This window comes from Shewanella sp. MTB7, from assembly GCF_027571385.1.
Lineage (GTDB): Bacteria > Pseudomonadota > Gammaproteobacteria > Enterobacterales > Shewanellaceae > Shewanella.
The window spans coordinates 4,376,283-4,401,845 of sequence record NZ_CP085636.1 but is presented as its reverse complement, the minus strand read 5'-3'; the positions used below and the strand labels follow the sequence as shown (position 1 = coordinate 4,401,845).

Sequence of the window (25,563 nt, the reverse complement as noted above, 5' to 3'; positions counted from 1 at the left end):
AATTATTTATTAATAGATCGGATTGCCCGATTGAGAGAACAGAGTCCCCATGATTGAACTTCATTTTTTACACGGTAAGCCAATTTCTAAAGCGGATCTTCGTACCTATAATAGCGATTTTCGAGTTCAGGAAATGTTGCCTTTTGCAGCGACGGGAGAGGGGGAACATCACCTACTTCATATCCGTAAAGAGGGGCTGAATACCAATGACGTGGCGACTATTTTATCGGGTTTTGCCAAGGTTCACCCAAAAGAGGTGACTTATGCCGGACAGAAAGATAAAAATGCAATCACAGAACAGTGGTTTGGTGTGCGTATCCCAGGTAAAGAGACACCAGATTGGGCGAGTTTGAATAGTGAACAGTTAACCATACTATCAAGTAACCGTCACAATAAGAAACTGCGTATTGGTGCTTTGGCTGGTAATCGCTTTACCTTAACATTACGAAATGTCACTCATATGGATAAGGTTATTGAACGTCTAGAATTGATTAAACAATCGGGTGTGCCTAATTACTTTGGTGAGCAGCGTTTTGGCCATGATGGAAAAAATTTAGTCTTTGGTCGTCAAATGTTTACCGGCCGTATAGTGAAAGACCGAAAAAAGCGCAGCATGTATCTATCTGCTGTGCGCTCTTACTTGTTTAATGTCACTGTATCGGCGAGATTAGCTGAGCATGGCCTTGATAAATTGTCAGGTGACTGTGTCATGCTCGCCGGCAGTAACAGCTATTTTACCGCCGAACAGTGGGATGAGGCGACGATAAAACGACTCGAAGAGAAAGATATTCAGCTTTCAGCACCTATGTGGGGTAGAGGCGCTGCGCTATCACATGGTGAAGCTGGAGAGTTTGAAGCTAGAGTATTAACAGAATTTGACGCTGAGCGTGATGGTCTTGAACATGCTGGACTAACCCAAGATCGTCGGACACTATTATCTGAGCCACAGCACTTAAGCTATGAGAAAGAAAGTGATGATGTTATTACGATTAAGTTTGCCTTAGCTGCTGGCTGTTATGCTACCTCTGTGCTTAGGGAGCTTTTTGATTATGAAGACGTCAATGACCGTGAATTTCGAGAACGCCAACAGGCGAGGCTAGATTCGACTGATTCTGAATTTAAATCTAAAGCTGATTCTAAACTTAAATCTGAACCTGAACTAGATAGGGGTAGCGAAAATAGCGTAGGCATCGATAAGCAGGAGATAAAAATTCTGGTCAGTAATGATGATGGGGTCACGGCGCCAGGAATTGTTGCATTAACCAATGCGTTAGCAGCGTCCTATGAAGTGATGACTGTGGGACCTGATCGTAATTGCTCCGGTGCAAGTAACTCTTTAACCTTGACTAACCCTTTGCGAATTAATACCTTGAGTAATGGTTATATCTCTGTAAGTGGTACACCTACCGATTGCGTACATCTGGCTATTCGAGAACTCTACACAGATGAGCCTCATATGGTAGTTTCAGGGATTAATGCTGGCGCTAACTTAGGTGACGATACCTTGTATTCAGGTACCGTTGCGGCGGCAATGGAGGGACGATTTCTTGGTTTACCAGCCATTGCTGTTTCGTTAGTGGGATCTAAACTTGAACATTATGATAGCGCTGCTTATTTTACCTGCAAAATAATTGAAGGTTTACTCAAGAGCCCGATAGCCCAAGACCAAATTCTCAATGTTAATGTGCCAGATCTTCCTATTGAGCAGATTAAAGGGATTAAAGTGACTCGCTTAGGCGCCAGACACAAAGCGGCGGGCATGATTAAAACTCAGGATCCTGCAGGTAAGGACATATTCTGGTTAGGCCCACCGGGTGAAGAGCAAGATGCCAGTGAAGGTACGGATTTTCATGCGATAACAAATGGCTTTGTCTCTGTGACGCCACTTACAGTGGATCTCACAGCGTTCAATCAAATTACATCAATGCAAGAGTGGATAGATAAGTTATGAGTCGGGTAGCGACAACAGCAGCACTGAACTTAGCAAGAAGTTTGCGTGAATCAGGGATCCGTAATGAAGGGGTTTTAGAGGCGGTAGCTAATACTCCTAGGGAGTTATTTCTTGATGCTGCACTGGGACACAAAGCCTATGAAAATACGGCTTTGCCAATCGGCATGGGGCAAACCATCTCTCAGCCTTATATCGTTGCCAGAATGACTGAATTGTTACTGGAACATAAACCGATGAAAGTACTCGAGATCGGAACTGGTTCAGGGTATCAATCTGCTATTCTGGCTCAACTTACGTCTGAATTGTGCACCGTTGAACGAATTAAAGGACTGCAGATCCAAGCTCGGCAAAGATTGAAACGTTTGGATTTGCATAATGTCTCCTTTAAATATGGTGATGGCTGGCAAGGTTGGTCTAATAAAGGTCCTTTTGATGGCATTATAGTGACAGCTGCTGCGAGTACAATACCTGAAGCTTTACTCGATCAACTTGTCGATAATGGCGTGCTGATAATACCTGTTGGTGATAGTTCTCAACAGCTCTTAAAGGTGGTGCGCCATGGCGAACAGTTCAGCTCTGAAGCGGTAGAGATTGTGCGTTTTGTACCATTAGTGAACGGTGAGCTTGCATAGTCACATTCTCTAGGTTGAATTGTTACTTTTTTTGGCATTAAGACTTGTCTTAATGAGTGTGTGTATATGGCGTTAGGTGATTTCTTTGATTGTTAAAATGAAGAGGAACAGGGTTGCTCTGGTTCTAGGGATAGTTTGTTTATTAACAATAGGCTGTAGTTTTCAGTCTGAACGACCAGCCCCGGTTGCCAGCGTAACAACGCCAGTTAAGACTGCTTATAATAAAGGTGCATTAAAATCAGATTTTTATCACGTAAAACAAGGTGACACGCTTTACTCAATTGCCTGGGCATCGGATAATGATTTTATTGATTTAGCTAATAAAAACAAGCTGAAGAAGCCCTATACGATATTTCCTGGGCAGAAGCTAAACCTTGATTTGACATCAAATGTTACAAATGCGGTTAACGCTAAGGTAACGTCAAAAAATAGTCATAAAGTTGTAGGTGGAGACGTTAAACATGAGGGTAAACATAAGCTTACCCCTGTTCTTGTAGCTAAAAGCACCCCTGTGACCCCGTCAAAAAAATCACTTGATCAACTGCCAAAGTCTGGGTATTCTGTAACAACTAATCAACAAGTTGTTAACGATGTTATCCACAGGAATAAATCGGAGTTGCCAACAACAGTGACTCAGTGGCTGTGGCCAGTAAAAGGAAAGGTGATTGGTACTTTCTCTGCCAAAGAGCAGGGAAGTAAAGGAATTAAAATTGCTGGACAGCGAGGTGACATAATAAAAGCGGCCGCCGATGGGCGAGTTGTATATGCAGGCAGTGCACTTCGAGGGTATGGTAACTTGGTAATAGTCAAGCATAGCGATGATTATCTTAGTGCTTATGCCCATGCAGACAGCATCTTAGTTAAAGAAAAACAGTTTGTTACTATTGGGCAAACATTAGCAAAAATGGGTAATACAGGCACAGATAGGGTCATGTTACATTTTGAGATCCGTCGTCATGGTAAGTCTGTTAACCCACTGAAATACTTACCTAAATAATAATGATTTAGGGCCGTTTTGGCAATTGGAGGATAATAACGTGAAGTAATTTAATTAAGCTAAATTTGGGAGATCATTTTATGGGTCGTAAATCGAATACAGCAATAGCGGAACCGTTAGTGGACTTAGTTAAGAATGAGTCTGATGTTGAAATTGATAAAAAAGGAACAAAAGCGGATAGTGTTGAGCTTGAGAGTCAGGTTCAGGATGACTTACAAAAAAACTTAGATGCAACTCAATTGTATCTTAGTGAAATTGGTTTTTCCCCCCTACTCAGTGCGGAAGAAGAGGTGTATTTTTCACGCAAGGCTTTAAAAGGCTGTGATAAATCCCGTAACCGTATGATCGAAAGTAATCTAAGGCTCGTGGTTAAAATTGCCCGTCGTTATAATAATCGTGGTCTTGCTTTGCTTGATCTTATTGAAGAGGGAAATTTGGGTCTTATTAGGGCTGTTGAAAAATTTGATCCTGAAAGAGGTTTCAGATTTTCTACTTATGCAACTTGGTGGATCCGTCAGACCATAGAACGTGCCATCATGAATCAAACAAGAACGATTCGCCTTCCTATACATGTAGTTAAAGAGCTGAACGTTTATCTACGAACGGCAAGAGAGTTAGCTCATAAGTTAGATCATGAACCTACAGCTGAAGAGATTGCGGAGAAGTTAGATCTTCCTAGTTCCGATGTCAGTCGTATGTTAAAGCTTAACGAGCGGATCACCTCTGTCGATACACCGCTTGGTGGCGATAACGATAAAGCCTTGCTCGATGTATTGGCTGATGATGACAATGTTGGTCCTGATTATAAGGTGCAAGATGAAGATATGTCTAAGTCGGTGGTGAAGTGGTTAGATGAACTCAACACCAAGCAAAGAGAGGTGTTAGCGCGCCGCTTTGGGCTGTTGGGATATGAACCTTCAACACTTGAAAATGTAGGTAAAGAGATAGGATTGACCAGAGAGCGAGTGCGCCAGATCCAAGTCGAAGCTTTGAAACGACTTAAAGATCTTCTTAGTGCTCAAGGCTTATCTGTAGAAGCTATTTTTAAAATTTAATAGCTTATCGTCTACCTCACGCATTTAAGTGTTTCTTTTCTTAGAGGTAGGTAATAATGATTAGAGGGGATTTAAGGCATAGCCTTAATATATGTAAAGTTCATCTTAGTGATTTAACCTTTAGATGACTTGAATTCTTACTCCTGCTAATCACCATTAAAAAGCGCACTTAATGTGCGCTTTTTAATGCCTGTAATTGTTAACAGTATAACTTTTTAAGCTCGTATAAAATATCGAGTGCCTGTTTAGGGGTTAGCTCGTCGGGTCTAATCGAGTCCATAGCCTCTTGAAGTGGAGAGCCAATTGGCTCTGGGAATACAATACTTTGTTGCACTCCATTAGATTGTGTTAATTCATCGTTTTGGGCATCACGGCTTTCTAAATGATGTAACTTATGTTTTGCAGCTAAAATTACTGAGTTAGGCACCCCGGCAAGTGCTGCAACCTGCAGTCCGTAACTCTTGCTTGCAGCACCATCCTGAACGGCATGCATAAAGATGATCGTATCACCGTGCTCAATCGCATCAAGGTGTACATTAGCTACATTTGAGATGAGATCCGGTAGTTGAGTTAGTTCAAAATAGTGGGTGGCGAACAAGGTCATAGCTTTAATTGTCTGCGCTAGATATTCCGCCGCTGACCATGCTAATGACAGGCCATCATAGGTCGAGGTGCCTCGACCAATTTCATCCATTAATACTAAGCTGTTGGGTGTCGCATTGTGCAAGATATTAGCGGTTTCTGTCATCTCAACCATGAACGTGGAGCGACCGGATGCGAGATCGTCAGCGGCACCAATACGGGTAAATATACGATCAACGGGTCCTATAATGGCACTTTGAGCAGGTACATAACAGCCGATGTGAGCCATCAAGGTGATCAAGGCAACCTGTCTCATATAGGTCGACTTACCTCCCATATTAGGGCCTGTGACAATGAGCATTTTACGTGTTGGATTTAGGGTTACTGGATTAGCGATAAAAGGTGTTTGGCTAACCTGTTCGATCACTGGGTGACGACCGGACTCTATCTGTATACCTGAACTCTCGATTAATACTGGTCTTTGATAGTTAAGGGTTTCAGCGCGCTCTGCAAAGTTAGCGATCACATCGAGTTCGGCCGCGCCTTGAGCGAATAACTGGAGTTCATGGAGTTTTGGTAAAATAAGATCAAAGAGTTGATCCCATAACTGCTTCTCAAGTGCCAATGCCTTACCTTGACTAGAAAGCACTTTCTCTTCGTGTTCTTTAAGTTCAGCGACGATATAACGTTCAGTATTTTTCAGTGTTTGTCTACGCTGATAGCTAAGAGGTACCAGATCAGATTCTCTGCGACTCACTTCGATATAATAACCGTGTACGCGGTTATACCCAACCTTTAGAGTCGATATGCCTGTAGCCTCTTTTTCTCTAGCTTCAAGCTCAGCTAAATAATCTGTCGCGCCTTGGCTCAGGTCGCGCCATTGATCTAATTCCGCATTGTAGCCAGGTTTTAACACGCCACCATCGCGGATCAGCATCGGAGGATTATCGACGATAGCCCTATCGAGTAGTGCCAGTTCCTGAGGAAACTCGCTGATAAGATGGGCAAGATGCTTGATATGGTCTGATTGACACTTGGCTAAAATGTGTTGGATTTCAGGCAAAATGGCGAGTGCATGTTTAAGACGAGAAAAATCCCTAGGGCGTGCATTTCTTAAGGCCAGTCTTGCGGTGATCCGCTCAATATCTCCTAGAGATTTCAGTAGAGGGTGAAGCTCATCATAGAGCCCGTTTTCTAATATCTCTGCAAGTGCATTTTGACGTGCTTCGATACGAGTACGATCACGAAGCGGCTCGTGTATCCACCTTTGCAGCATACGGCTGCCCATAGGCGTGGTGGTATTATCTAATACTGTGGCTAAGGTATTGGTATAACCGCCTTGAAGATTGACCGTCAGTTCAAGATTACGTCTGGTGGCAGCATCAAGAATAATACTATCACCTTGATTAAACCTGACGATAGAATTGATATGAGGCAGTGCTGTACGTTGGGTATCTTTAACATATTGCATAAGACAACCAGCGGCTTGAAGTGACAGACGAGCCCCATCGACGCCAAAGCCATGAAGATCTTTGGTACCAAACTGATCGAGTAAGAGTTTTTTACTGGTGTCAAAGTCAAACTCCCATTCAGGGCGACGGCGTGTGCCTTGAAAACCAGCAATAAGCCCCATCTCACTGAAGTCTTCGCTGTAAAGAATTTCTGCAGGGCTGGTACGTTGAAGTTCAGCTTCCAATGCTTCAGATGTCGTTAATTCGGCAATGACAAAGCGACCTGAGCTGATGTCTAACGTTGCGTAACCAAAGCCTGTTTTTCCATGATAGACAGCAGCAAGTAAGTTGTCTCTTCTCTCCTGCAGAAGGGCTTCATCGGTCAGCGTACCTGGGGTGACGAGACGGACAACTTTACGCTCGACAGGGCCTTTGGATGTTGCAGGGTCACCGATCTGCTCACATATAGCGACCGAGACTCTTAGTTGAACCAGCTTAGCTAAGTAACCTTCCACTGCGTGATAGGGGAGACCAGCCATGGGAATTGGATCGCCACCACTTTTGCCTCTTGCTGTAAGCGATATCCCTAATAATTCAGACGCTTTTTTAGCATCATCGTAAAAGAGTTCATAGAAATCCCCCATACGATAGAACAGAAGTACATCTGGATTCTCGGCTTTTAACGTCAAATATTGACGCATCATAGGGGTATGTTTTTCTAAATCTTGGTTGTCGATTGCTTTCATCTACTGCTCGTCTCTTTGCTGACGTATTAAACAGGCCGTATCAATCTAAACAGGCCTTAACTGGTTGCGCCAATATTAACAATATTTTTCCTATTATCGAGCCTTTAATCGTGATTAAAAATGCGAATGAATAATATCTGTGTAAATAAGTACTTATTATCCAGTGATCTGGGGTGAATAAAAATAATCATCAACAGCACTTGATACTGTATGACTATACAGTATACTAGTTTGCATATTGAGACTCCTTTTAAAGCACTTTTTAAGCAAGCAGTGGAGTCATTACAAGATTTTAAGCAGCGCAGTCGCTGTGACTCTGAGGATACAGGAATGAAGATAGACGCGAACAAAGAGAAAGCACTTAACGCTGTTTTAAGCCAGATTGAAAAGCAGTTCGGTAAAGGCTCTATCATGAAGCTGGGTGAAAATCGCTCAATGGATGTTGAAACTATCTCTACTGGTTCACTCTCTTTAGATATTGCCTTAGGTGCCGGCGGCCTTCCTTTAGGTCGTATTGTCGAGATTTATGGTCCTGAATCTTCGGGTAAAACAACTTTGACGCTCGAAGTGATTGCTGCGGCTCAACGTGAAGGTCGGGTATGTGCCTTTATCGATGCCGAACATGCGTTGGATCCAATATATGCGAAGAAACTGGGTGTGGATATTGATAACCTACTTTGTTCACAACCTGATACCGGTGAGCAAGCATTAGAAATTTGTGATGCACTAACACGCTCTGGTGCTGTCGATGTTATTGTTGTCGATTCGGTAGCGGCTTTAACACCAAAAGCTGAAATTGAAGGTGAGATTGGTGATTCTCATATGGGTCTTGCTGCTCGTATGATGAGCCAAGCGATGCGTAAGCTTGCTGGTAACCTTAAGCAGACTAACACAATGCTTATCTTCATTAACCAAATCCGTATGAAGATTGGTGTGATGTTTGGTAACCCTGAAACTACAACGGGTGGTAATGCACTTAAGTTTTATGCTTCTGTTCGTCTCGATATTCGTCGTACCGGTGCAATTAAAGATCGTGAAGAAGTGATCGGTAACGAAACCCGCGTAAAAGTGGTTAAGAACAAGATTGCAGCGCCATTTAGACAAGCAGAGTTCCAAATTCTATATGGTCAAGGCATTAACCGCACTGGTGAGCTAGTTGACTTGGGCGTTACCCATAAACTGGTTGAAAAAGCGGGTGCTTGGTACAGCTATAAAGGTGACAAAATTGGTCAAGGCCGTGCCAATGCTGGTAAATATCTGCTAGAGAATCCTGCCATTGCTGATGAAATTGATAAAACACTTAGAGAGATGTTATTAACACCGGCTGAACCAGCTATTGTTGATGATAATGTTGATCTAGAAACTGGTGAAGTCTTTTAAGTCTCAGACTTAGTCATTAGTCGCTCTATAAGCCATTTGGCAGATTATTTCGCGGTAGCGCAACTTGCACGCCGCGATGATTTTTTTCTTTAAGTTCAAAGCTAACTGACCCTATATTTGTTGGAACAAGGCCTAACGTACGATTTAGTGGCTTCTGCTTTGGAATATGATCCCTATGATGAATAAGGATTAGGCTAACAAATTTAATCTCTTTCCCACTTTTCCATCCCTAAATCACTGGTTGTTATCCTGTAGACTGATTATAATGTTCGGCTAATAGTATGATCTGTGATCATAGTAATCGCAGTTAGCTTAATTAATTCAGGATGATTTCATGTATCAAACCACTGCAGCGCTAAGAAGTGCTTTCTTAGAGTATTTCCGTACCAACGGTCATCAGGTTGTGGACAGTAGTTCACTGGTACCTGTTAATGATCCAACCTTGCTGTTTACTAACGCAGGTATGAATCAGTTTAAAGATGTGTTCCTTGGGGAAGATAAGCGTAGTTATACTCGCGCTACCTCTTCACAACGTTGCGTACGTGCCGGTGGCAAACATAACGATTTAGATAACGTTGGTTACACAGCCCGTCATCACACTTTTTTCGAAATGTTAGGTAACTTTAGTTTTGGTGATTATTTTAAGCGTGAGGCGATCGGTTTTGCATGGAACTTCTTAACTCAAGAGTTGAAGCTTCCTAAAGAGCGCCTATGTGTCACCATTTATGAAACTGATGATGAAGCTTACGATATCTGGACCAAAGAGATTGGCGTTCCTGCTGAGAATTTAATCCGTATTGGTGACAACAAAGGCGCGGCATATGCGTCTGATAACTTCTGGCAGATGGGCGATACAGGTCCTTGTGGTCCTTGTTCTGAAATTTTTTATGATCATGGTGATCATATCTGGGGTGGCCGTCCTGGCACGCCTGAAGAAGACGGTGACAGATTTATTGAGATCTGGAACATCGTATTCATGCAATATAATCGTCAGTCAAATGGTGACATGCTACCACTGCCTAAGCCCTCAGTTGATACGGGGATGGGAATTGAGCGTATTGCTGCAATTATGCAAGGCGTACACTCAAACTATGAAATTGATATCTTTCAAGCTTTGATCAAAAAGAGTGCAGAGATATTAGCTGTGACTGATTTAGAAAATAAATCACTGCGGGTTATTTCTGATCACATTCGATCTTGTGCCTTCTTAATTGCCGACGGCGTTATGCCGTCGAATGAAGGCCGTGGCTATGTACTTCGTCGCATTATCCGCCGCGCAGTACGTCACGGAAATAAGCTAGGTGCAACGGATTCCTTCTTCTATAAGTTAGTACCAACGCTCATCGAAGTGATGGGAGATGCTGCTAAAGGTTTAGCAGCAACACAAGCTATTGTTGAAAAATCATTGAAAGCTGAAGAGGAGCAATTTGCTCGTACTTTGGAGCGCGGTTTAGGCATTCTAGATGGTGCGCTTAATGAGCTTAAAGGCGATGTATTAGACGGCGAAACGGCGTTTAAACTTTATGATACTTATGGCTTTCCGGTTGATTTGACCGCTGATGTGTGTCGTGAACGTGAGATCAGCGTTGATGAAGCTGGTTTTGAAGTGGCGATGGCTGAGCAGAGACGTCGTGCACAAGCAGCTGGTCAATTTGACACTGATTACAATGATTCACTTAAAATTGATGAAGAAACTCAATTCTCGGGTTATATCGAGTTGACAGCCCCTGGCAAGGTTACTGCAATCTATCAAGCAGGTGAGCTAACCAATAGCTTAAATGCAGGTGAAGATGCTGTGATCGTACTTGACTGTACACCATTTTATGGTGAGTCAGGTGGACAGTGTGGTGATAAAGGGTTATTAACGGCTTACGGCATTGAGTTTGTTGTTAAAGATACGCAAAAGTACGGTCAAGCAGTCGGTCATCAAGGTCGATTGAACTCTGGTACTATCTCTGTTGGTGATACTTTAGAGGCGATAGTCGATGAAGAACTTCGTCAGCGCACCGAGTTGAACCATTCTGTTACTCATCTACTGCACGCAGCATTACGCCAACTGCTTGGTACTCATGTCTCTCAGAAAGGCTCTTTGGTTGATTCTGAAAGATTACGATTTGATTTTTCTCATTTCGAAGGGATGAAGCCTGAAGAGTTGCAAGCGGTTGAAGATCTGGTTAATACGCAGATCCGTCGCAATCATAAGTTAACGGCTGAAGTCATGGATATGGATCGAGCCAAAGAGAAGGGCGCGATGGCGCTTTTCGGTGAAAAATATACCGATGAAGTACGAGTGGTCACCATGGGTGACTTCTCTATCGAACTTTGTGGTGGTACTCATGTGGGACGCACCGGTGATATTGGTTTGTTTAAGATCACTTCAGAAGGTGGTATTGCGGCGGGTATACGTCGTATTGAAGCGGTAACCGGAGCTGCTGCGATGGTTTATATTGCAGCACAAAAAGCGGAGTTAGAGCAGGCTGCGGCTTTACTTAAGGCTGACAGTGGTTCTGTCGTTATTAAGCTTAAGGCTCAGTTAGAGCGTACTAAATTACTTGAAAAAGAGTTGTCGCAACTTAAGGATAAGCTTGCTGCTGCAACAAGTGCCGATCTAGCGGGTGAAGCTCTGCTGATAAATGGTGTTAATGTTCTGGTTAAGAAGCTAGAAGGTGTTGATGCTGGTGCGTTACGCGGATTGCAAGATGAGCTTAAACAAAAGTTAGGTTCAGGTATTGTCGTACTTGCCATTGCGGGTGATGCTAAAGTTAATCTAATTGTAGGTGTGACTAAAGATCTCACTTCTAAAGTCAAAGCGGGTGAACTCGTCGCGTCTATTGCAACCCAGGTGGGTGGAAAGGGCGGTGGTCGACCAGACATGGCTCAGGCCGGTGGTACTCAACCTGAGCACTTAGATGCTGCATTAACGCAAGTAATTCCTTGGTTAGAGGAACGTTTGGTTTAAGGGGTAGCATGTAATATTAAAAGCGTCTTAGTTAACTAAGGCGCTTTTTTGTGGCATAGGTCTCAATTACAATCAATAAGAACACCTGAGTTAAATATGCTTGTACTGCCGATTTAATCGGATGCTTATGTTTTATTCATGTTGATTTTCGGAGTTTTATTGTTGTCGCTATATATTTATCGCTTTAATCTGCCGCGAAATTGGTTCTGGTCTTGGGGTTTGTAACTTTTAATGCTAGGTTAATGACAGTTGTAGATTGTAATATTATCTACTGCTCAACTCATTTTGAGATAAGGCGAGTGCAGTAGGCTCATATCGCGGTTTATAGTTAGAGAAGCGGTATTAAATGATGGTTTTGAGCTTGAGTACTTTTAATTTGTACTAAGCTAACCTTATAATAAGCATATAACGGATTAGTGCCGTATAAAGCAGAATTTAGAACTAAAGGAGTAAGCGAATGCTGATATTGACTCGTCGTGTTGGTGAAACACTGATGATTGGTGATGAAGTAACTGTCACTGTTTTAGGTGTTAAGGGGAATCAAGTGCGTATTGGTGTCAATGCACCTAAAGAAGTGTCAGTGCATCGTGAAGAGATCTACCAGCGTATCCAGTCTGAAAAAGCCGGGAACTCTTCTGAAGGCGGCAACTTTTAGTCTTATCCAGTCTTTGAAAACTAATTTATAGAGAAGCCAGTTTATTAACTGGCTTTTTTGTTTTTTGAATAAAAATAATTAAGTGGGTTTCATTGGTTTTTCCGGTAAAAGAATCTCCTTATATACTGAAGACGTGCATTATTTGTTTGATCTGTTTAAAAACACTCCAAACAGAAATCCTTTATAAGAAATGGTTTGACTTATTTTCTTCAAACAGTAATATGTGCGCCAAGAAACGGAGAGGTGGCCGAGTGGCCGAAGGCGCTCCCCTGCTAAGGGAGTATGGGCTTTAAATCCCATCGAGGGTTCGAATCCCTCCCTCTCCGCCATTTCTTACTTGCAAATACGTTGCGGATGTAGCTCAGCTGGATAGAGTACCTGGCTACGAACCAGGCGGTCGGAGGTTCGACTCCTCCCATCCGCACCATTTTGTAAGATGACGGGATATATTGAAAGGCGTTGCGGATGTAGCTCAGCTGGATAGAGTACCTGGCTACGAACCAGGCGGTCGGAGGTTCGACTCCTCCCATCCGCACCATTCAATAGTAAAAAGTAAGTGTAATGTTTTATATGTGCGGATGTAGCTCAGCTGGATAGAGTACCTGGCTACGAACCAGGCGGTCGGAGGTTCGACTCCTCCCATCCGCACCATTCAATAGTAAAAAGTAAGTGTAATGTTTTATATGTGCGGATGTAGCTCAGCTGGATAGAGTACCTGGCTACGAACCAGGCGGTCGGAGGTTCGACTCCTCCCATCCGCACCATTCAATAGTAAAAAGTAAGTGTAATGTTTTATATGTGCGGATGTAGCTCAGCTGGATAGAGTACCTGGCTACGAACCAGGCGGTCGGAGGTTCGACTCCTCCCATCCGCACCATATTTATATTTCGAGTTAGTTGTTTAACTGGGAATAATCCTTCTTTTACAAGAAGGATAAACTGATATTTGCGCGTGTAGCTCAGCTGGATAGAGTACCTGGCTACGAACCAGGCGGTCGGAGGTTCGACTCCTTCCACGCGCACCATTATTATTTTCATGAATAATAGAAGTTTAGGAGAGGTGGCCGAGTGGCCGAAGGCGCTCCCCTGCTAAGGGAGTATGGGCTTTAAATCCCATCGAGGGTTCGAATCCCTCCCTCTCCGCCATCAATCAAGCCCGTTGATATTGTCAACGGGTTTTTTTGTCGCCTTAGGTCGAAAGACTAAGTAGACTCTTTAGAGTCAATAGACTAGATGTTGTCAGTAACCGATGCGGATGTAGCTCAGCTGGATAGAGTACCTGGCTACGAACCAGGCGGTCGGAGGTTCGACTCCTCCCATCCGCACCATACTGATAAAGGTGAAAGGTTTTATGCTGGTAACTATATCGGTATTAAGTCAATATAGTTTTGTTACTATAATTAAGATTTGCGCGTGTAGCTCAGCTGGATAGAGTACCTGGCTACGAACCAGGCGGTCGGAGGTTCGACTCCTTCCACGCGCACCATATTTAAAGCGATAAGTATCAAGGGCAACTTTGAGTTTTTAGCTTTAGGTGAAAGTTGAAATAGTTTGTGCGGATGTAGCTCAGCTGGATAGAGTACCTGGCTACGAACCAGGCGGTCGGAGGTTCGACTCCTCCCATCCGCACCATATTTATATTTCGAGTTAGTTGTTTAACTGGGAATAATCCTTCTTTTACAAGAAGGATAAACTGATATTTGCGCGTGTAGCTCAGCTGGATAGAGTACCTGGCTACGAACCAGGCGGTCGGAGGTTCGACTCCTTCCACGCGCACCATTATTATTTTCATGAATAATAGAAGTTTAGGAGAGGTGGCCGAGTGGCCGAAGGCGCTCCCCTGCTAAGGGAGTATGGGCTTTAAATCCCATCGAGGGTTCGAATCCCTCCCTCTCCGCCATCAATCAAGCCCATTGAGAAATCAATGGGCTTTTTTGTGTCTGGCCACAAATGTTCCTGACATTGATTGGCATTTCCTCCATCCCTGGAGGTCAGAACACTTATGCCAAATTACCATGGATGGTATAAATTTAGTTTTGTGTCTGGAATCTCGAGATCTAAGTTATGCCGAGTCATCATGGAAGGCTTATATTCGACTTTGTGTCTAGGCTCTCGTATCCATATAAGCTATGCCAAGCACCATCGGATGCCAAGTGTGAGGTTATCGTCACCAAAGCTCGGTTTCGTCGTTATAGATGCTCTAGCTAGGGGCTTGTTGAAGATTCATACCTGTTTGCGTTGTCTGAGTTCTCTTTATAGTTTGTACTCGTTGCACTATTTTCTTTTCTTCTACACAGGAGCTCAATTTTAACCCTTCAATTTCAAGCTCAATGTTAGCGTTAAACGTATGGCGTTTATTTGCCTAAACTGCATAAAATTTCAACCACTCTTATCTTTACTCCCTATGTTGAAACCTCTGCTTTCTGCTACTACAACTTTTTATGTATAAGTCGATTGATATGGCTAGGTTATTGATGGTTCCTCAGTAAAATGATTAAAAAATTATTAATTACCCAGTCATCTAGCTTTGATCTTGATTTATTTGGTATGACCAATTTACAACTCACTCACTATTTTGTTATAGATTAGTTATTGTTTTCTAATTGACTGGTCTCTACCTCAGTTCTGTAGATTGTAAGCGTCACCGTTAAGGTGACTTGCATTAATCTCAATAGTGAATAAAAAGTTACTTTCTAGGTGTTGTGTCCCCTAGGTTATATAGATCAAAGAATGAAGAGGATGGTATGGAGTCGATATCTGAACAAATTGTTGAATCGTTTGGCATCATGCTGTTGGGTATGACATTGGTGTTCGTCTTTCTCACAATACTGATTTTAGGCATTAAATTGGTAGCGTGGAAATTTGCTCCTTTGCCAGTAACAGCTGACAAGTCTGTAAAAACCGGAGTGGGCATTCAAAGTCAGGGAGTAGATCCCAAAATGGTTGCTGTTATCACCGTTGCCATTGAGCAATATCGCGCTAAAGCATAATAATAATAGTAGTAAGGATTTTCTATGAGTAAGCCACTTGCGTTAACCGACGTCGTCCTAAGAGATGCACATCAATCCATTCTTGCTACACGTCTTCGAACCGAAGATATGCTGCCTATTGCGCCACTATTGGACAAAGTTGGCTTCTGGTCTTTGGAATCATGGGGAGGAGCGACATTTGACTCATGTATTCGTTATTTAGGCGAAGATCCGTGGGAACGTATTCGCGAACTGAAAAAAGTGATGCCTAATACTCCGCAGCAAATGCTTTTACGTGGACAAAACCTGTTAGGTTACCGCCATTACGCTGATGATCTTGTTCAGAAGTTTGTTGAGCGTGCTCACATCAATGGTGTTGATGTGTTCCGTATCTTCGATGCAATGAATGATGTGCGCAATTTGGAAACTGCGGTGAGATCCGTGGTTGAGGTGGGCGGTCATGCTCAGGGAACCATCTCTTATACAACCAGCCCGGTGCATAACTTAAATACTTGGGTTGATATGGCCAAGCGACTCGAAGATATGGGTTGCCATTCAATATGTATTAAGGATATGGCAGGTCTACTTAAGCCGTTTGATGCATTTGACATGATCAGTCAGATTAAGTCTCAAACAGACTTAATGGTCTCTATGCATTGTCATGCGACCACAGGGTTAAGTACTGCCACGTATCTGAAGGCCATTGAGGCTGGAATCGATGTGCTCGATACCGCTATTTCATCAATGAGCCAAACCTATGGTCACAGTGCGACAGAGACTCTGGTTGCCATGGTTGAAGGTACAGACAGAGCTACGGGTTATGATATGGCGCTGCTCGAAGAGATTGCTGCCTACTTTAGGGATATACGTGAAAAATATGCTCAATTTGAAGGTAAACTTAAGGGAATTGATTCTCGTATTTTACGTGCTCAAGTGCCGGGTGGAATGCTAACCAACTTGGAGATTCAGTTAAAAGAGCAGGGTGCCGCTGACAAATTAGACCTAGTGCTTGAGGAGATCCCAAGGGTTCGTGAGGAGCTTGGTTTCCTCCCTCTAGTGACTCCTACATCACAAATTGTCGGTACACAATCAGTTATTAATGTACTGACGGGGGAGCGGTACAAATCTCTGACAAAAGAGACTGAAGGCGTATTAAAAGGCGAATATGGTGCGACACCAGCGCCAGTTAATCAAGAGTTGCAAGCTAAAGTACTCAATGGCGGACAAGCGATTACTTGCCGTCCTGCCGATCTGCTTTCACCTGAATTTGAAAAATTGACCCAAGAACTTAAAGAGAAGGCTGCACAAGAGGGATTAGATCTGGCTCCTGAGTTGTCTGATGATGTACTTACTTATGCATTGTTTCCGCAAATTGGCTTGAAGTTTATTAAAAATAGGAATAATCCTGATGCATTTGAACCTAAGCCAGAGATTGCAGCTAAGGTCGAAGTTGAAAGTACTGCCCCACAGCACAGAGGTCCTGAAACTTATACTGTTAATGTGCAAGGTCAGAGCTTTGTTGTGGAAGTGTCCCCTGGAGGGGATATCAGTCAAATCAATTCTGTTGAAAATGTTGTGCCTTTTACTCCAGCTACGCCTCAAGTTGCAACGACCCAAGACAGTGTTATCAAATTAGAGATGAAAGCCCCTCTTTCTGGGAATATTTTCAAGGTTAATGTCTCTGCCGGTGATGTTGTTAGTGAAGGTGATGTGGTTATCATATTAGAAGCGATGAAGATGGAAACTGAAATTCGCGCTGAAGCTGATGGTGTTATTAGCAAAATCTGGGTTAAAGAGGGTGACTCTGTCTCCGTTGGTCATCAATTATTAGGTTTGGCATAGGAGCTCAGATGGAAGGATTAATTGCATTTTGGTCTGAGTCGGGAATCGCTAATTTTACCGGTGGCCAACTATTAATGATGGGAGTTGGGGCTTTACTTCTTTATCTTTCGATTGTTAGAAAGTTTGAACCCTTACTGCTTTTACCTATTGGCTTTGGTGCCATTTTAGCTAATATCCCTAATGGTGGCTTTACTGAAGAGGGGGGAATACTCTATTTCGCCTATCATGTTGGCATTGAAACTGGGGTATTCCCACTGCTGATATTTATGGGGGTGGGAGCCATGACTGATTTCGGAGCCTTAATCGCTAACCCTAAAATGTTATTACTAGGGGCTGCTGCTCAATTTGGTATCTTTGCCACTTTGATCGGTGCAGTAGCGTTAAACTTTGTTCCTGGGTTTGATTTCAGTATGAAAGATGCAGGTGCTATTGCCATTATCGGCGGTGCGGATGGCCCTACGGCCATTTTTCTCGCTTCTAAGCTTGCTCCAGAACTTCTCGGTGCGATTGCTGTAGCTGCATACTCTTATATGGCGTTGGTCCCTCTTATTCAGCCACCTATTATGAGGTTCTTTACCACTGAAGCTGAGCGACAGATTAAAATGGAGCAGCTAAGGGAAGTTAGTAAGAAAGAGAAAATCATTTTTCCACTTATGGTACTAGGCCTAACAATCCTGTTTTTACCTACTGCGACACCTTTAGTCGGTATGTTCTGTCTCGGTAACTTGATGCGTGAATCTGGTGTAGTGGATAGGTTGTCGAATACGGCTCAAAACGAGTTGATCAATATCGTGACCATCTTTCTTGGTCTTGCAGTGGGTTCTAAGCTTTCGGCAGACAAGTTCTTACAACTTGAAACCTTAGGTATTCTGCTGTTAGGTGCTATTGCATTTGCGATAGGAACAGCAACAGGCGTGTTGATGGCTAAGTTGATGTGTAAGCTATCAGGGGGAAAGATAAACCCTTTGATTGGTGCGGCGGGCGTCTCAGCGGTTCCTATGGCTGCAAGGGTGGTCAACAAGGTTGGTCTAGAGTCTAATCAACATAACTTCCTGTTGATGCATGCTATGGGTCCCAACGTTGCTGGCGTTCTGGGCTCCGCTGTTGCCGCCGGTGTGTTGCTTGCAGTACTGGGCTAACATTTAGCGAAATATTATGTTTAAAGCCCATTTTTGATGGGCTTTTTTATTTATTGCCTTATATTCGTATCAATTTTATTCAATACATTTAGTGATAGAGTAAGAAAGGTGGAGTGTTCAGCACTGTTCACTTTGCTTATTATATTGTGTGCTTTATCTGCTGAAAACGGATTAAGACTTCATACTCACCACTGATTGAAGCTAAAACTTGAATACTTTATAATCAATTTATCATTTTAATACATCGAAACAGACATGAATTTCTCAGTAGATGAAGTGGATCTCTTCAGGGAGCTTTTCTCAACAGCTAAAACAGAGCGAAAACACGCTTGTGTTCTGAAAGTGCAAACACTGATACCCAGCTGTTTAGCGCCCATATTACGCCAATCAAGTTTGTCACTTTTAGCAGAGGGACAAGGTTATAAACTCTGGATCCCACTTAAGATTGAAATTGATGAGTGTGGTGAAATGATCCCTAATCTTGGGGCTCCTGAAGTAATTGATATCAATGGTAATGAACGAAGTTGGCGCGTAAAGCTACCTGAGAATGTTACCTTAACGGACGGTACCAATCACTCACTGGGAGATATTTTATCTTTATCATCGACAAGGATCACCTTGTATATGAAAGATACCTCGACTTTTCAGCAAAATTTTCATGGGAAGGTATTACATCTGAATTTACCTGACAAAAAGCCTGTTGAGTTACAATTGGAACCTGTCAGAGCTGATAGGCATTTTTTTGCAGCAAGGTTTCAATGTCTACATCGCACGGACAGGATGTGATTAGACAGTTTCTTTTTTCGCTGCACAGATCGAAAAATTTTAATTTATATAATCAAACAATGCCAATTCCACTTAGTTAGCTTTTTTCAATTCCAATTTGTTGATTATTCTGTCGTTCATCATTGAAATATAATACTGAATATTTATCTTAATGTTCGATTAATTAGTTTTTTACGTTACTCGTTGTATGATTTTTTACATCTATTGTATTTGTATTTGATATAGATCAACACACCTCTTGGCTTTATAAGGTTTTATAAAGGAGATGTAAAATCGCATTTTCTGTTGCTAATAATGATGAACTGACGACAGCAAAATGTCGTAACACATTAAGAGGTGTCCCTATGGAGTTATTACCGAATTGCTATACAGATCTATGTATCAATGGAAAATGGTTTCACTATGATCATGGGGAAAGTTCTGTGTTTATGCTCAATGGCGGAGATCCATTGACCTTCGAGTTAAAAACATTACCTAAAACTGAGAATGAGTTAGCGCAACACCTCATAACCATTTCAAACAATATGTAGATGGAAAAATGTCACTTTCTTATACCCGTAAGTATAAGAAGGTGTTTTGTTTAGTGTTATTTTTACCCACAACACTTTTTATATTTATTGCCACTACCACAAGGACAAGGCTCATTCCTGTTGGGCTTTTTATCGAAGCGAGTGGTTTCAGGCTTATTCAAAATACCGTCTAGCTCTAGGATGTTCTCTTCAACGTCCGAGTTAATCTCAATGTTAGCGATTAAATCGTGTTGGTTTAACAGAGCTTCTATTTCGACTTTACGCGCATCGTTACAAACGACCAAGTTAAGTGGGTTATCGCTGCTGCCTAACTTAGAGGTACGCTTAGTGTTATAGCCAAAACTTTCATGTTTAGGCTTAGGGCTTTTGCGCCCTTTAAAGAAAAATTTATCTGACATGGGACCTTATAAATACAGCTAATTTGATTGATAGAGCATAATTGAGAGTGCTTATACTACAAATGGGATTAGATTTCCATTTAAAGAGGTGGATATGCTGTTAGCTAGGGATATTTTGCTCGGCTGTCATCCACAGTAGTAGGGCAAGAGAAAGGATGATGCTTGCGCTGATCGCGATAATATAGACAAAGCCCTTTTTGCCTTGTTTAAGAGGTACACCATTGAAGTGCAAAAAGCCTGTCCACAACAGGCATAAGATAATGGGGAACAGGAAAAACTTTGCCATGTATTAGCCTTATATTGTTAAACCAGCTTGTAGTTGTAGGGTAAGTATAATACTAAATAACGTAATTTTAATAGGCTATTAGCATTTTTTATCATAAAAAAACCGCAAAAGCGGCTGATTTTTTGAAGATGTATTTAAGCCTTAAAAAATACTGGCTTTACTCAGAAGCTGACTTCGTTTGAGTCGCGGTAATATTTTCGCTGGCATCCGCTTCTTGGTTATTATAGAACTGTTGTTCATCTAATAAACCTTCAGACTTGCCGATGACCACAGCAGTCATCATATCACCTGTCACGTTAGTGCTGGTTCGGATCATATCTATGATGCGATCGATAGCGGCGATAAAGGCGATCCCTTCAAGTGGTAGACCAACGACTCCTAAGGTGACTGAAAGCATGACCATTGCACTGCCAGGCACCCCCGCTGTGCCAACAGAGGCAAGGGTTGCAGTAACAGCAATCAGCATATAGTCAGTCATATCCAGTTGGATACCATAGATTTGGGCAATGAATATAGCTGCAATAGCGGGGTAAATTCCGCCACAACCGTCCATATTCATCGTTGCACCTAGGGGCAACACAAAAGAGCTGTATTGTTTGGAAACGCCCATTGATTCTGTGCAACGCGTACTTGCTGGTAGTGTGCCGAAACTTGAGGCCGTTGAGAAAGCGATTATCTGTGCCGGCATAGCTTTACGGAAAAATTGAATAGGACTTAGCTTAGCGGCAAATTTAATTAAACCGCCATAGACAAAGATGATATGAATTAGCGCAGCGATATAGATAGCGCCAATAAACTTACCTAAGGGCAGTAACGTTGATAAACCATATTCACCGACAACCCAAGCCATAAGGCCAAAAACACCGATAGGGGTTAATTGGAGTACCATGCGAGTGAGCTGAAACATGACCTCTGCACCCGCCTCGAAAGCGTGTTTAAGTGGGGCTGCTTTTTCACCTACTTTGTTGATAGCGATGCCAACTAATGCGGCAAAGACGATAATTTGCAGTACGTTACCTTCGGCAAGTGATGCAAAAGGGTTGACTGGTATCATGTCCAATAACACTTGAGAAAATCCAGGCACGTTACGTTCACGTATCTCTGTTGTCACAAGTTCCATCGAACCGCCCATGTCAATCAGCGACCCGACGGTTAAGCCGATGAGGGAGGCGATAGTGCCGGTGAACATAAACATGGCTAATGTTTTGAAACTTAAGCGCTTAAGACTGGTTTGGGAACCAAGTGAGGTGATGCTAACGACAATGGCACATAAGATTAAAGGTGCAACCAGCATCTTAATGGCGCTGATAAATAGGTCGCCTAAGGGTTTTAGTACTGTGGCTGATTCGCCAAAAATAATACCGATACTGGCCCCTAAAATAAAGCCTGCGAGGACTTTTTGCCAAAAAGGGATCTGTTTAATGGTTTGCCACATGATGAGTTTTCCAAGTTTTTATTATTAAAATAGGTTTGTAATTAATCGTTTATATGCTCAAAAATGGAGCAAAGAAGTTAAGCTATTATCCGATGTTTCCATTGTATAGATAGCACTACTTGCAAAACAAACCCATTTCGTTATAACTTATTGTGATAATAGAGTTTGTTTTAATAACTTTAATAATTAACACAAGTTCAACATTGGCAATTAATCGGTATTTATTAATAAAAAATTACGATTTTTCATTAGGTAAGCTTTTATGACAGCGTTATGGTTAATGTTTAGTGCATCCTTCCTTGCTGCGACCTTGTTACCGGGTGGATCAGAAGTTTTACTTGTTGCGCTGCTAAATGAAAGTGATGATGCTTGGTTTTCTTTGGTTATTGTCGCTACTATCGGCAATACACTTGGCGCGCTGACCAGTTTTTACTTAGGCAGTTTAGGCCGATTTGCCCGCAGCCCAGAAGAGGTGGCGAAAGGAAAGTATCGTCACGCGATGGTATTAATTCAAAAGTATGGTTATTGGGCGCTTTTGCTATCTTGGGCACCATTAATTGGTGATCTTCTGTGTTTATTAGCGGGCTGGATGAAACTTCCTCTGCTTAGATCGACTCTGATGATATTAGTAGGTAAGTGTGTACGTTATCTCTTGGTAGCAGCTTTCGCACTTCATTGGTTATAAATGCTGAGTTAACACTCAGTCAGTAAGGAGCTTTATTGTGAAAAAATGGATATTAGCCGTGGCTATTTCAGTCGCATTAGCTGGATGTGCGAGTCAGGAAACAGAATCGAATTTGCCTCAAGGGGTGACCTTGCTTGAGTCAGTCAGCCTTGCTAAATCTGAAGTGGGTATCGCTTATAAAAAATATCAGCTAGCCAATGGTCTTACCGTTATTTTGCATCAAGACAGTTCGGATCCATTAGTGCATGTGGATGTGACTTACCATGTGGGTTCAGCGCGTGAGCTAGAGGGGCGTTCAGGTTTTGCGCATTTATTTGAACATATGATGTTCCAAGGCTCACAACATGTTGGTGATGAGCAGCATTTTAAAACGGTTACTGAAGCCGGTGGAACGCTTAATGGCACGACGAATACAGATAGAACTAATTACTTTGAGACAGTACCGAGTAACCAGTTAGAGAAAATGCTTTGGCTTGAATCTGATCGTATGGGATTTTTCTTACCAGCGTTAACAGAAGAGAAGTTTGAAGTTCAACGTGAAACCGTTAAAAACGAACGTGCTCAACGTATCGATAATCAGCCTTATGGCCGCACCGGTGAGCTGTTTAATCAAGCTTTTTACCCTCAAGGGCATCAATACTCTTGGCCTGTTATTGGCTGGCCAGAAGATCTGGAACGTGCCAGTTTAGATGACGTTAAAAATTTCTTTAAACGTTGGTATGGTCCAAATAACGCGACGTTGACCGTTGGGGGGGACTTTGATGAAATGCAGACCTTGACTTGGATAAATCAGTATTTTGGTGAGATCCCATCGGGTCCTGAGGTTAAAGCTGATAAGAAGTCTTTAGTTACGTTAGATGGAACCCGTTACATCTCGATGGAAGATAAAATACATCTACCGCTTATTAAGATTGGCTTTCCGACAGTGTACGCCCGTCATCAAGATGAAGCTGCGCTGGATCTCCTGTCAAACATTCTTGGAGGGGGAAAAACATCCATTTTCTACAAGAATTTAGTCAAAGATGGCTATGCGGTTCAGGCTGGAGTGAGTCATCCTTGTCAGGAGCTGGCGTGTCAATTTTCCATGTATGCTTTAGCTAACCCGGCAAAGGGTGGGCGGCTGAAAGATCTTGAGCAGCGGATGAAAGAGTCGATTGAGGAGTTTGAACAGCGCGGTGTGACCGATGAAGATCTACAGAAAGTGAAAGTGCAATTTGAAGCTGGCACTATTTTTGGTTTGCAAAGTGTCTCAGGTAAGGTGTCGACTTTAGCCTTTAATCAAACATTTTCTGATGATCCTAACATGATAGCTTCAGACTTAGCGCGCTATGCCAATGTGACGAAAGCAGATGTGATGCGGGTGTTTAACACTTATATCAAAAATAAGCCTATGGTAGTGATAAGCGTTGTTCCTGAAGGGCAGAGGCAACTCATTGCCCATGAAGATACTTACATTCCGCCAGTGCTGGCTGTGTCGGATGTTGCTGTCAGCGGGATTGATAATCATCAAGTCGTCAGTTCCTCATTTGATCGCAATGTGATGCCAGCTGCCGGTAAAGCCCCAGTGCTAAAGGCCCCGGAGTTATGGCATGGTGAGCTCGCTAATGGCATTGAGGTTATTGGCACCGAAAGTGAAGAGACGCCAACGGTTGAGTTGTTGATATATCTTAACGGTGGCCACAGGTTGGTGCCTATTGAAAAAGCAGGACTTGCCGGGCTAACAGCCTCGATGCTGAACGAGTCTAGCCAAAAACGCACCTCAGAAGAGTTAGCACAAGCACTGGAGATGTTAGGCAGCAGCGTGAGTTTTGGTGCTAGCGGTTATCAAAGTTACATCAAGGTCTCTAGCCTGACTTCCCGCTTAGATGAAACCTTAGCGATAGTTGAAGAGCGTCTGTTTGAACCTAAGTTCAGCGCTACAGATTTTGAGCGTCTTAAACAACAACAGTTGCAAAGTTTACAGCACATGATGTCAGATCCTAATTATATGGCAGATACTGCATTTGATGGGTTGATTTATGGCACTGATAGCCCGTTAGGTGTGAGCAGTAATGGCACTTTAGCGACGGTATCAGGATTAATATTAGCCGATGTCACCAATTTTTATCAGCAGCAATACACCGCTGGTAATGCACAGGTTGTTGCTGTAAGTGATTTAAGTGAAGCGGAGATCTTGGGGAAGCTTAGTGGGCTATCTCACTGGAAAGGTGAGGCTTCAGCATTACCTACATTAGCTAAGCTACCGGCGCTTAAAGGTGGAACCGTTTATATACTCGACAAACCAGGTGCTGCTCAATCGGTTATCAAGTTAGGGAAACATGGATTACCTTGGGATGCCACGGGTGACTTCTTTAAATCATACTTGATGAATTATCCTTTAGGCGGTGCTTTTAATAGCCGCATTAATCTTAATCTTCGTGAAGATAAAGGTTACACCTATGGTGCACGCAGTTATTTCTCAGGTGGCAGTGAACTTGGGGTTTTCGAAGCGCAAGCGAGTGTTCGAACCGATGTGACTTCAGAGGCGTTAGGTGAGTTTGTTAAAGAGATCGAGGGCTATAAAAATCTGGGGATAACCGATGAGGAGCTGGCCTTTATGAAAGCGTCAATCTCCCAAGGTAAAGCGTTAGATTATGAGACTCCCTATCAAAAAGCAGGCTTTATGCGTCGTATTCAGCGTTTCGATCTCGATACCAAGTTTACGGATAAACAGACTGATATCACCAATAATATGACCAAAGCTGAGCTCAATAAATTAGCCGAAGAACAGCTAAAACTTAAGCAGATGATCGTGGTTATCGTGGGGGATAGAGCCAAAATTGAGGCGGATATTAAAGCACTTGGATACCCAGTTTCTATTTTAGAGTTGTAATTTGAGTCACTGCCCCATATATCTAAAGATCTAAGAAGCAGAGTCTGGTTGGCGCATAACTTAAAAGGTTAATGCCAATTAGATCCTACTTTACTTTGTAGGTTGAATGAGAGTTAACTAGCGAGATGGAATCGTGTCCATCATTTTATCAGTCCATTTTCGATATCTTGGCGAGGTATTTTGAAAGTAAGTAGGACATAAACTGGTCTGACTT

The 25,563-nt window shown here is 42.6% G+C and carries 18 protein-coding genes, 13 tRNA genes and 1 pseudogene; 28 read left to right on the top strand and 4 right to left on the bottom strand.

Annotated features, from left to right (window positions below; genetic code table 11):
• Positions 1 to 49: 49 nt before the first annotated feature.
• The 5 genes and pseudogenes from truD to rpoS all read left to right on the top strand — a co-directional run.
• Positions 50 to 1,078, top strand: a pseudogene (gene truD, locus HWQ47_RS19105) (tRNA pseudouridine(13) synthase TruD); the annotation flags it as partial.
• A gap of 126 nt (positions 1,079 to 1,204) precedes the next feature.
• Positions 1,205 to 1,951 carry a 5'/3'-nucleotidase SurE gene (surE, locus tag HWQ47_RS19100; RefSeq protein WP_269971795.1) on the top strand — a complete coding sequence of 249 codons (747 nt, stop codon included), beginning with the start codon at positions 1,205 to 1,207 and terminating at the stop codon, positions 1,949 to 1,951.
• Positions 1,948 to 2,583, top strand: a complete 636-nt coding sequence (locus tag HWQ47_RS19095) for a protein-L-isoaspartate(D-aspartate) O-methyltransferase (RefSeq protein WP_269967629.1) — start codon at positions 1,948 to 1,950, stop codon at positions 2,581 to 2,583. Before surE ends, HWQ47_RS19095 begins: the two co-directional genes overlap by 4 nt.
• A gap of 97 nt (positions 2,584 to 2,680) precedes the next feature.
• Positions 2,681 to 3,580 (top strand): peptidoglycan DD-metalloendopeptidase family protein, encoded by a 900-nt coding sequence (locus tag HWQ47_RS19090; RefSeq protein WP_269967628.1) that lies wholly within the window; start codon positions 2,681 to 2,683, stop codon positions 3,578 to 3,580.
• Positions 3,581 to 3,660: 80 nt separating this feature from the next.
• Positions 3,661 to 4,635, top strand: a complete 975-nt coding sequence (rpoS, locus tag HWQ47_RS19085) for an RNA polymerase sigma factor RpoS (RefSeq protein WP_269967627.1) — start codon at positions 3,661 to 3,663, stop codon at positions 4,633 to 4,635.
• Positions 4,636 to 4,834: 199 nt separating this feature from the next.
• On the opposite strand, the gene mutS is transcribed toward rpoS, so the two are convergent.
• Complete coding sequence (gene mutS, locus HWQ47_RS19080) at positions 4,835 to 7,414, bottom strand: DNA mismatch repair protein MutS (RefSeq protein WP_269967626.1); 2,580 nt, start codon at positions 7,412 to 7,414, stop codon at positions 4,835 to 4,837.
• 330 nt (positions 7,415 to 7,744) lie between these two features.
• Between mutS and recA the strand changes: the two genes are divergently transcribed.
• The 21 genes from recA (at position 7,745) to HWQ47_RS18975 (ending at position 19,673) form a co-directional block, all read left to right on the top strand.
• On the top strand, positions 7,745 to 8,794 hold the full coding sequence (recA, locus tag HWQ47_RS19075) for a recombinase RecA (protein ID WP_269971794.1): 1,050 nt from the start codon (positions 7,745 to 7,747) through the stop codon (positions 8,792 to 8,794).
• 334 nt (positions 8,795 to 9,128) lie between these two features.
• Complete coding sequence (gene alaS / locus HWQ47_RS19070; protein ID WP_269967625.1) at positions 9,129 to 11,753, top strand: alanine--tRNA ligase; 2,625 nt, start codon at positions 9,129 to 9,131, stop codon at positions 11,751 to 11,753.
• A 457-nt stretch (positions 11,754 to 12,210) separates the two neighbouring features.
• On the top strand, positions 12,211 to 12,408 hold the full coding sequence (csrA, locus tag HWQ47_RS19065; RefSeq protein WP_012325942.1) for a carbon storage regulator CsrA: 198 nt from the start codon (positions 12,211 to 12,213) through the stop codon (positions 12,406 to 12,408).
• 237 nt (positions 12,409 to 12,645) lie between these two features.
• A tRNA-Ser gene (locus tag HWQ47_RS19060) sits at positions 12,646 to 12,737 on the top strand.
• A 21-nt stretch (positions 12,738 to 12,758) separates the two neighbouring features.
• Positions 12,759 to 12,835, top strand: a tRNA-Arg gene (locus HWQ47_RS19055).
• Positions 12,836 to 12,869: 34 nt separating this feature from the next.
• A tRNA-Arg gene (locus HWQ47_RS19050) sits at positions 12,870 to 12,946 on the top strand.
• A gap of 36 nt (positions 12,947 to 12,982) precedes the next feature.
• A tRNA-Arg gene (locus tag HWQ47_RS19045) sits at positions 12,983 to 13,059 on the top strand.
• A 36-nt stretch (positions 13,060 to 13,095) separates the two neighbouring features.
• A tRNA-Arg gene (locus HWQ47_RS19040) sits at positions 13,096 to 13,172 on the top strand.
• Between the two features lie 36 nt (positions 13,173 to 13,208).
• A tRNA-Arg gene (locus tag HWQ47_RS19035) sits at positions 13,209 to 13,285 on the top strand.
• 70 nt (positions 13,286 to 13,355) lie between these two features.
• A tRNA-Arg gene (locus tag HWQ47_RS19030) sits at positions 13,356 to 13,432 on the top strand.
• A gap of 29 nt (positions 13,433 to 13,461) precedes the next feature.
• Positions 13,462 to 13,553 (top strand) — tRNA-Ser (locus HWQ47_RS19025).
• A 105-nt stretch (positions 13,554 to 13,658) separates the two neighbouring features.
• A tRNA-Arg gene (locus HWQ47_RS19020) sits at positions 13,659 to 13,735 on the top strand.
• A gap of 81 nt (positions 13,736 to 13,816) precedes the next feature.
• Positions 13,817 to 13,893, top strand: a tRNA-Arg gene (locus HWQ47_RS19015).
• A 69-nt stretch (positions 13,894 to 13,962) separates the two neighbouring features.
• A tRNA-Arg gene (locus tag HWQ47_RS19010) sits at positions 13,963 to 14,039 on the top strand.
• Between the two features lie 70 nt (positions 14,040 to 14,109).
• Positions 14,110 to 14,186, top strand: a tRNA-Arg gene (locus HWQ47_RS19005).
• A 29-nt stretch (positions 14,187 to 14,215) separates the two neighbouring features.
• Positions 14,216 to 14,307 (top strand) — tRNA-Ser (locus HWQ47_RS19000).
• A gap of 844 nt (positions 14,308 to 15,151) precedes the next feature.
• On the top strand, positions 15,152 to 15,397 hold the full coding sequence (locus HWQ47_RS18995; RefSeq protein ID WP_269967624.1) for an OadG family protein: 246 nt from the start codon (positions 15,152 to 15,154) through the stop codon (positions 15,395 to 15,397).
• Positions 15,398 to 15,421: 24 nt separating this feature from the next.
• Positions 15,422 to 17,218: a sodium-extruding oxaloacetate decarboxylase subunit alpha gene (oadA, locus tag HWQ47_RS18990; protein WP_269967623.1), complete on the top strand. Its 1,797-nt coding sequence runs from the start codon at positions 15,422 to 15,424 to the stop codon at positions 17,216 to 17,218.
• 8 nt (positions 17,219 to 17,226) lie between these two features.
• Positions 17,227 to 18,357, top strand: a complete 1,131-nt coding sequence (locus HWQ47_RS18985; protein ID WP_269967622.1) for a sodium ion-translocating decarboxylase subunit beta — start codon at positions 17,227 to 17,229, stop codon at positions 18,355 to 18,357.
• Between the two features lie 255 nt (positions 18,358 to 18,612).
• Positions 18,613 to 19,143 carry a PilZ domain-containing protein gene (locus HWQ47_RS18980; protein WP_269967621.1) on the top strand — a complete coding sequence of 177 codons (531 nt, stop codon included), beginning with the start codon at positions 18,613 to 18,615 and terminating at the stop codon, positions 19,141 to 19,143.
• Between the two features lie 344 nt (positions 19,144 to 19,487).
• On the top strand, positions 19,488 to 19,673 hold the full coding sequence (locus tag HWQ47_RS18975) for a hypothetical protein (RefSeq protein ID WP_269967620.1): 186 nt from the start codon (positions 19,488 to 19,490) through the stop codon (positions 19,671 to 19,673).
• Between the two features lie 62 nt (positions 19,674 to 19,735).
• On the opposite strand, the gene HWQ47_RS18970 is transcribed toward HWQ47_RS18975, so the two are convergent.
• From HWQ47_RS18970 to HWQ47_RS18960, 3 genes are all read right to left on the bottom strand, one after another.
• A complete protein-coding gene (locus tag HWQ47_RS18970; RefSeq protein WP_269967619.1) occupies positions 19,736 to 20,071 on the bottom strand; it encodes a PBPRA1643 family SWIM/SEC-C metal-binding motif protein in 336 nt (111 codons plus the stop codon).
• 100 nt (positions 20,072 to 20,171) lie between these two features.
• Entirely contained in the window at positions 20,172 to 20,357 is a 186-nt protein-coding gene (locus HWQ47_RS18965) for a hypothetical protein (RefSeq protein WP_269967618.1), read from the bottom strand.
• 157 nt (positions 20,358 to 20,514) lie between these two features.
• Positions 20,515 to 21,795 (bottom strand): dicarboxylate/amino acid:cation symporter, encoded by a 1,281-nt coding sequence (locus HWQ47_RS18960; RefSeq protein ID WP_269971793.1) that lies wholly within the window; start codon positions 21,793 to 21,795, stop codon positions 20,515 to 20,517.
• A gap of 259 nt (positions 21,796 to 22,054) precedes the next feature.
• Here HWQ47_RS18960 and HWQ47_RS18955 point away from each other — a divergent pair, with 259 nt between their 5' ends.
• Together HWQ47_RS18955 and HWQ47_RS18950 are read left to right on the top strand one after the other, a co-directional pair.
• Positions 22,055 to 22,477 (top strand): YqaA family protein, encoded by a 423-nt coding sequence (locus HWQ47_RS18955; RefSeq protein WP_269967617.1) that lies wholly within the window; start codon positions 22,055 to 22,057, stop codon positions 22,475 to 22,477.
• A 37-nt stretch (positions 22,478 to 22,514) separates the two neighbouring features.
• Positions 22,515 to 25,349: a M16 family metallopeptidase gene (locus HWQ47_RS18950; RefSeq protein WP_269967616.1), complete on the top strand. Its 2,835-nt coding sequence runs from the start codon at positions 22,515 to 22,517 to the stop codon at positions 25,347 to 25,349.
• The last annotated feature ends 214 nt before the right edge of the window (positions 25,350 to 25,563 follow it).

Bases quoted from the DNA above. Each gene is read 5' to 3' on its own strand.
- HWQ47_RS18970 (WP_269967619.1), bottom strand. From the start codon at position 20,071: ATGTCAGATAAATTTTTCTTTAAAGGGCGCAAAAGCCCTAAGCCTAAA.
- HWQ47_RS18985 (WP_269967622.1), top strand. From the start codon at position 17,227: ATGGAAGGATTAATTGCATTTTGGTCTGAGTCGGGAATCGCTAATTTT.
- HWQ47_RS18965 (WP_269967618.1), bottom strand. From the start codon at position 20,357: ATGGCAAAGTTTTTCCTGTTCCCCATTATCTTATGCCTGTTGTGGACA.
- HWQ47_RS18955 (WP_269967617.1), top strand. From the start codon at position 22,055: ATGACAGCGTTATGGTTAATGTTTAGTGCATCCTTCCTTGCTGCGACC.
- recA (WP_269971794.1), top strand. From the start codon at position 7,745: ATGAAGATAGACGCGAACAAAGAGAAAGCACTTAACGCTGTTTTAAGC.
- HWQ47_RS18975 (WP_269967620.1), top strand. From the start codon at position 19,488: ATGGAGTTATTACCGAATTGCTATACAGATCTATGTATCAATGGAAAA.
- rpoS (WP_269967627.1), top strand. From the start codon at position 3,661: ATGGGTCGTAAATCGAATACAGCAATAGCGGAACCGTTAGTGGACTTA.
- alaS (WP_269967625.1), top strand. From the start codon at position 9,129: ATGTATCAAACCACTGCAGCGCTAAGAAGTGCTTTCTTAGAGTATTTC.
- HWQ47_RS18980 (WP_269967621.1), top strand. From the start codon at position 18,613: ATGAATTTCTCAGTAGATGAAGTGGATCTCTTCAGGGAGCTTTTCTCA.
- csrA (WP_012325942.1), top strand. From the start codon at position 12,211: ATGCTGATATTGACTCGTCGTGTTGGTGAAACACTGATGATTGGTGAT.
- HWQ47_RS19090 (WP_269967628.1), top strand. From the start codon at position 2,681: ATGAAGAGGAACAGGGTTGCTCTGGTTCTAGGGATAGTTTGTTTATTA.
- HWQ47_RS19095 (WP_269967629.1), top strand. From the start codon at position 1,948: ATGAGTCGGGTAGCGACAACAGCAGCACTGAACTTAGCAAGAAGTTTG.
- mutS (WP_269967626.1), bottom strand. From the start codon at position 7,414: ATGAAAGCAATCGACAACCAAGATTTAGAAAAACATACCCCTATGATG.
- oadA (WP_269967623.1), top strand. From the start codon at position 15,422: ATGAGTAAGCCACTTGCGTTAACCGACGTCGTCCTAAGAGATGCACAT.
- HWQ47_RS18995 (WP_269967624.1), top strand. From the start codon at position 15,152: ATGGAGTCGATATCTGAACAAATTGTTGAATCGTTTGGCATCATGCTG.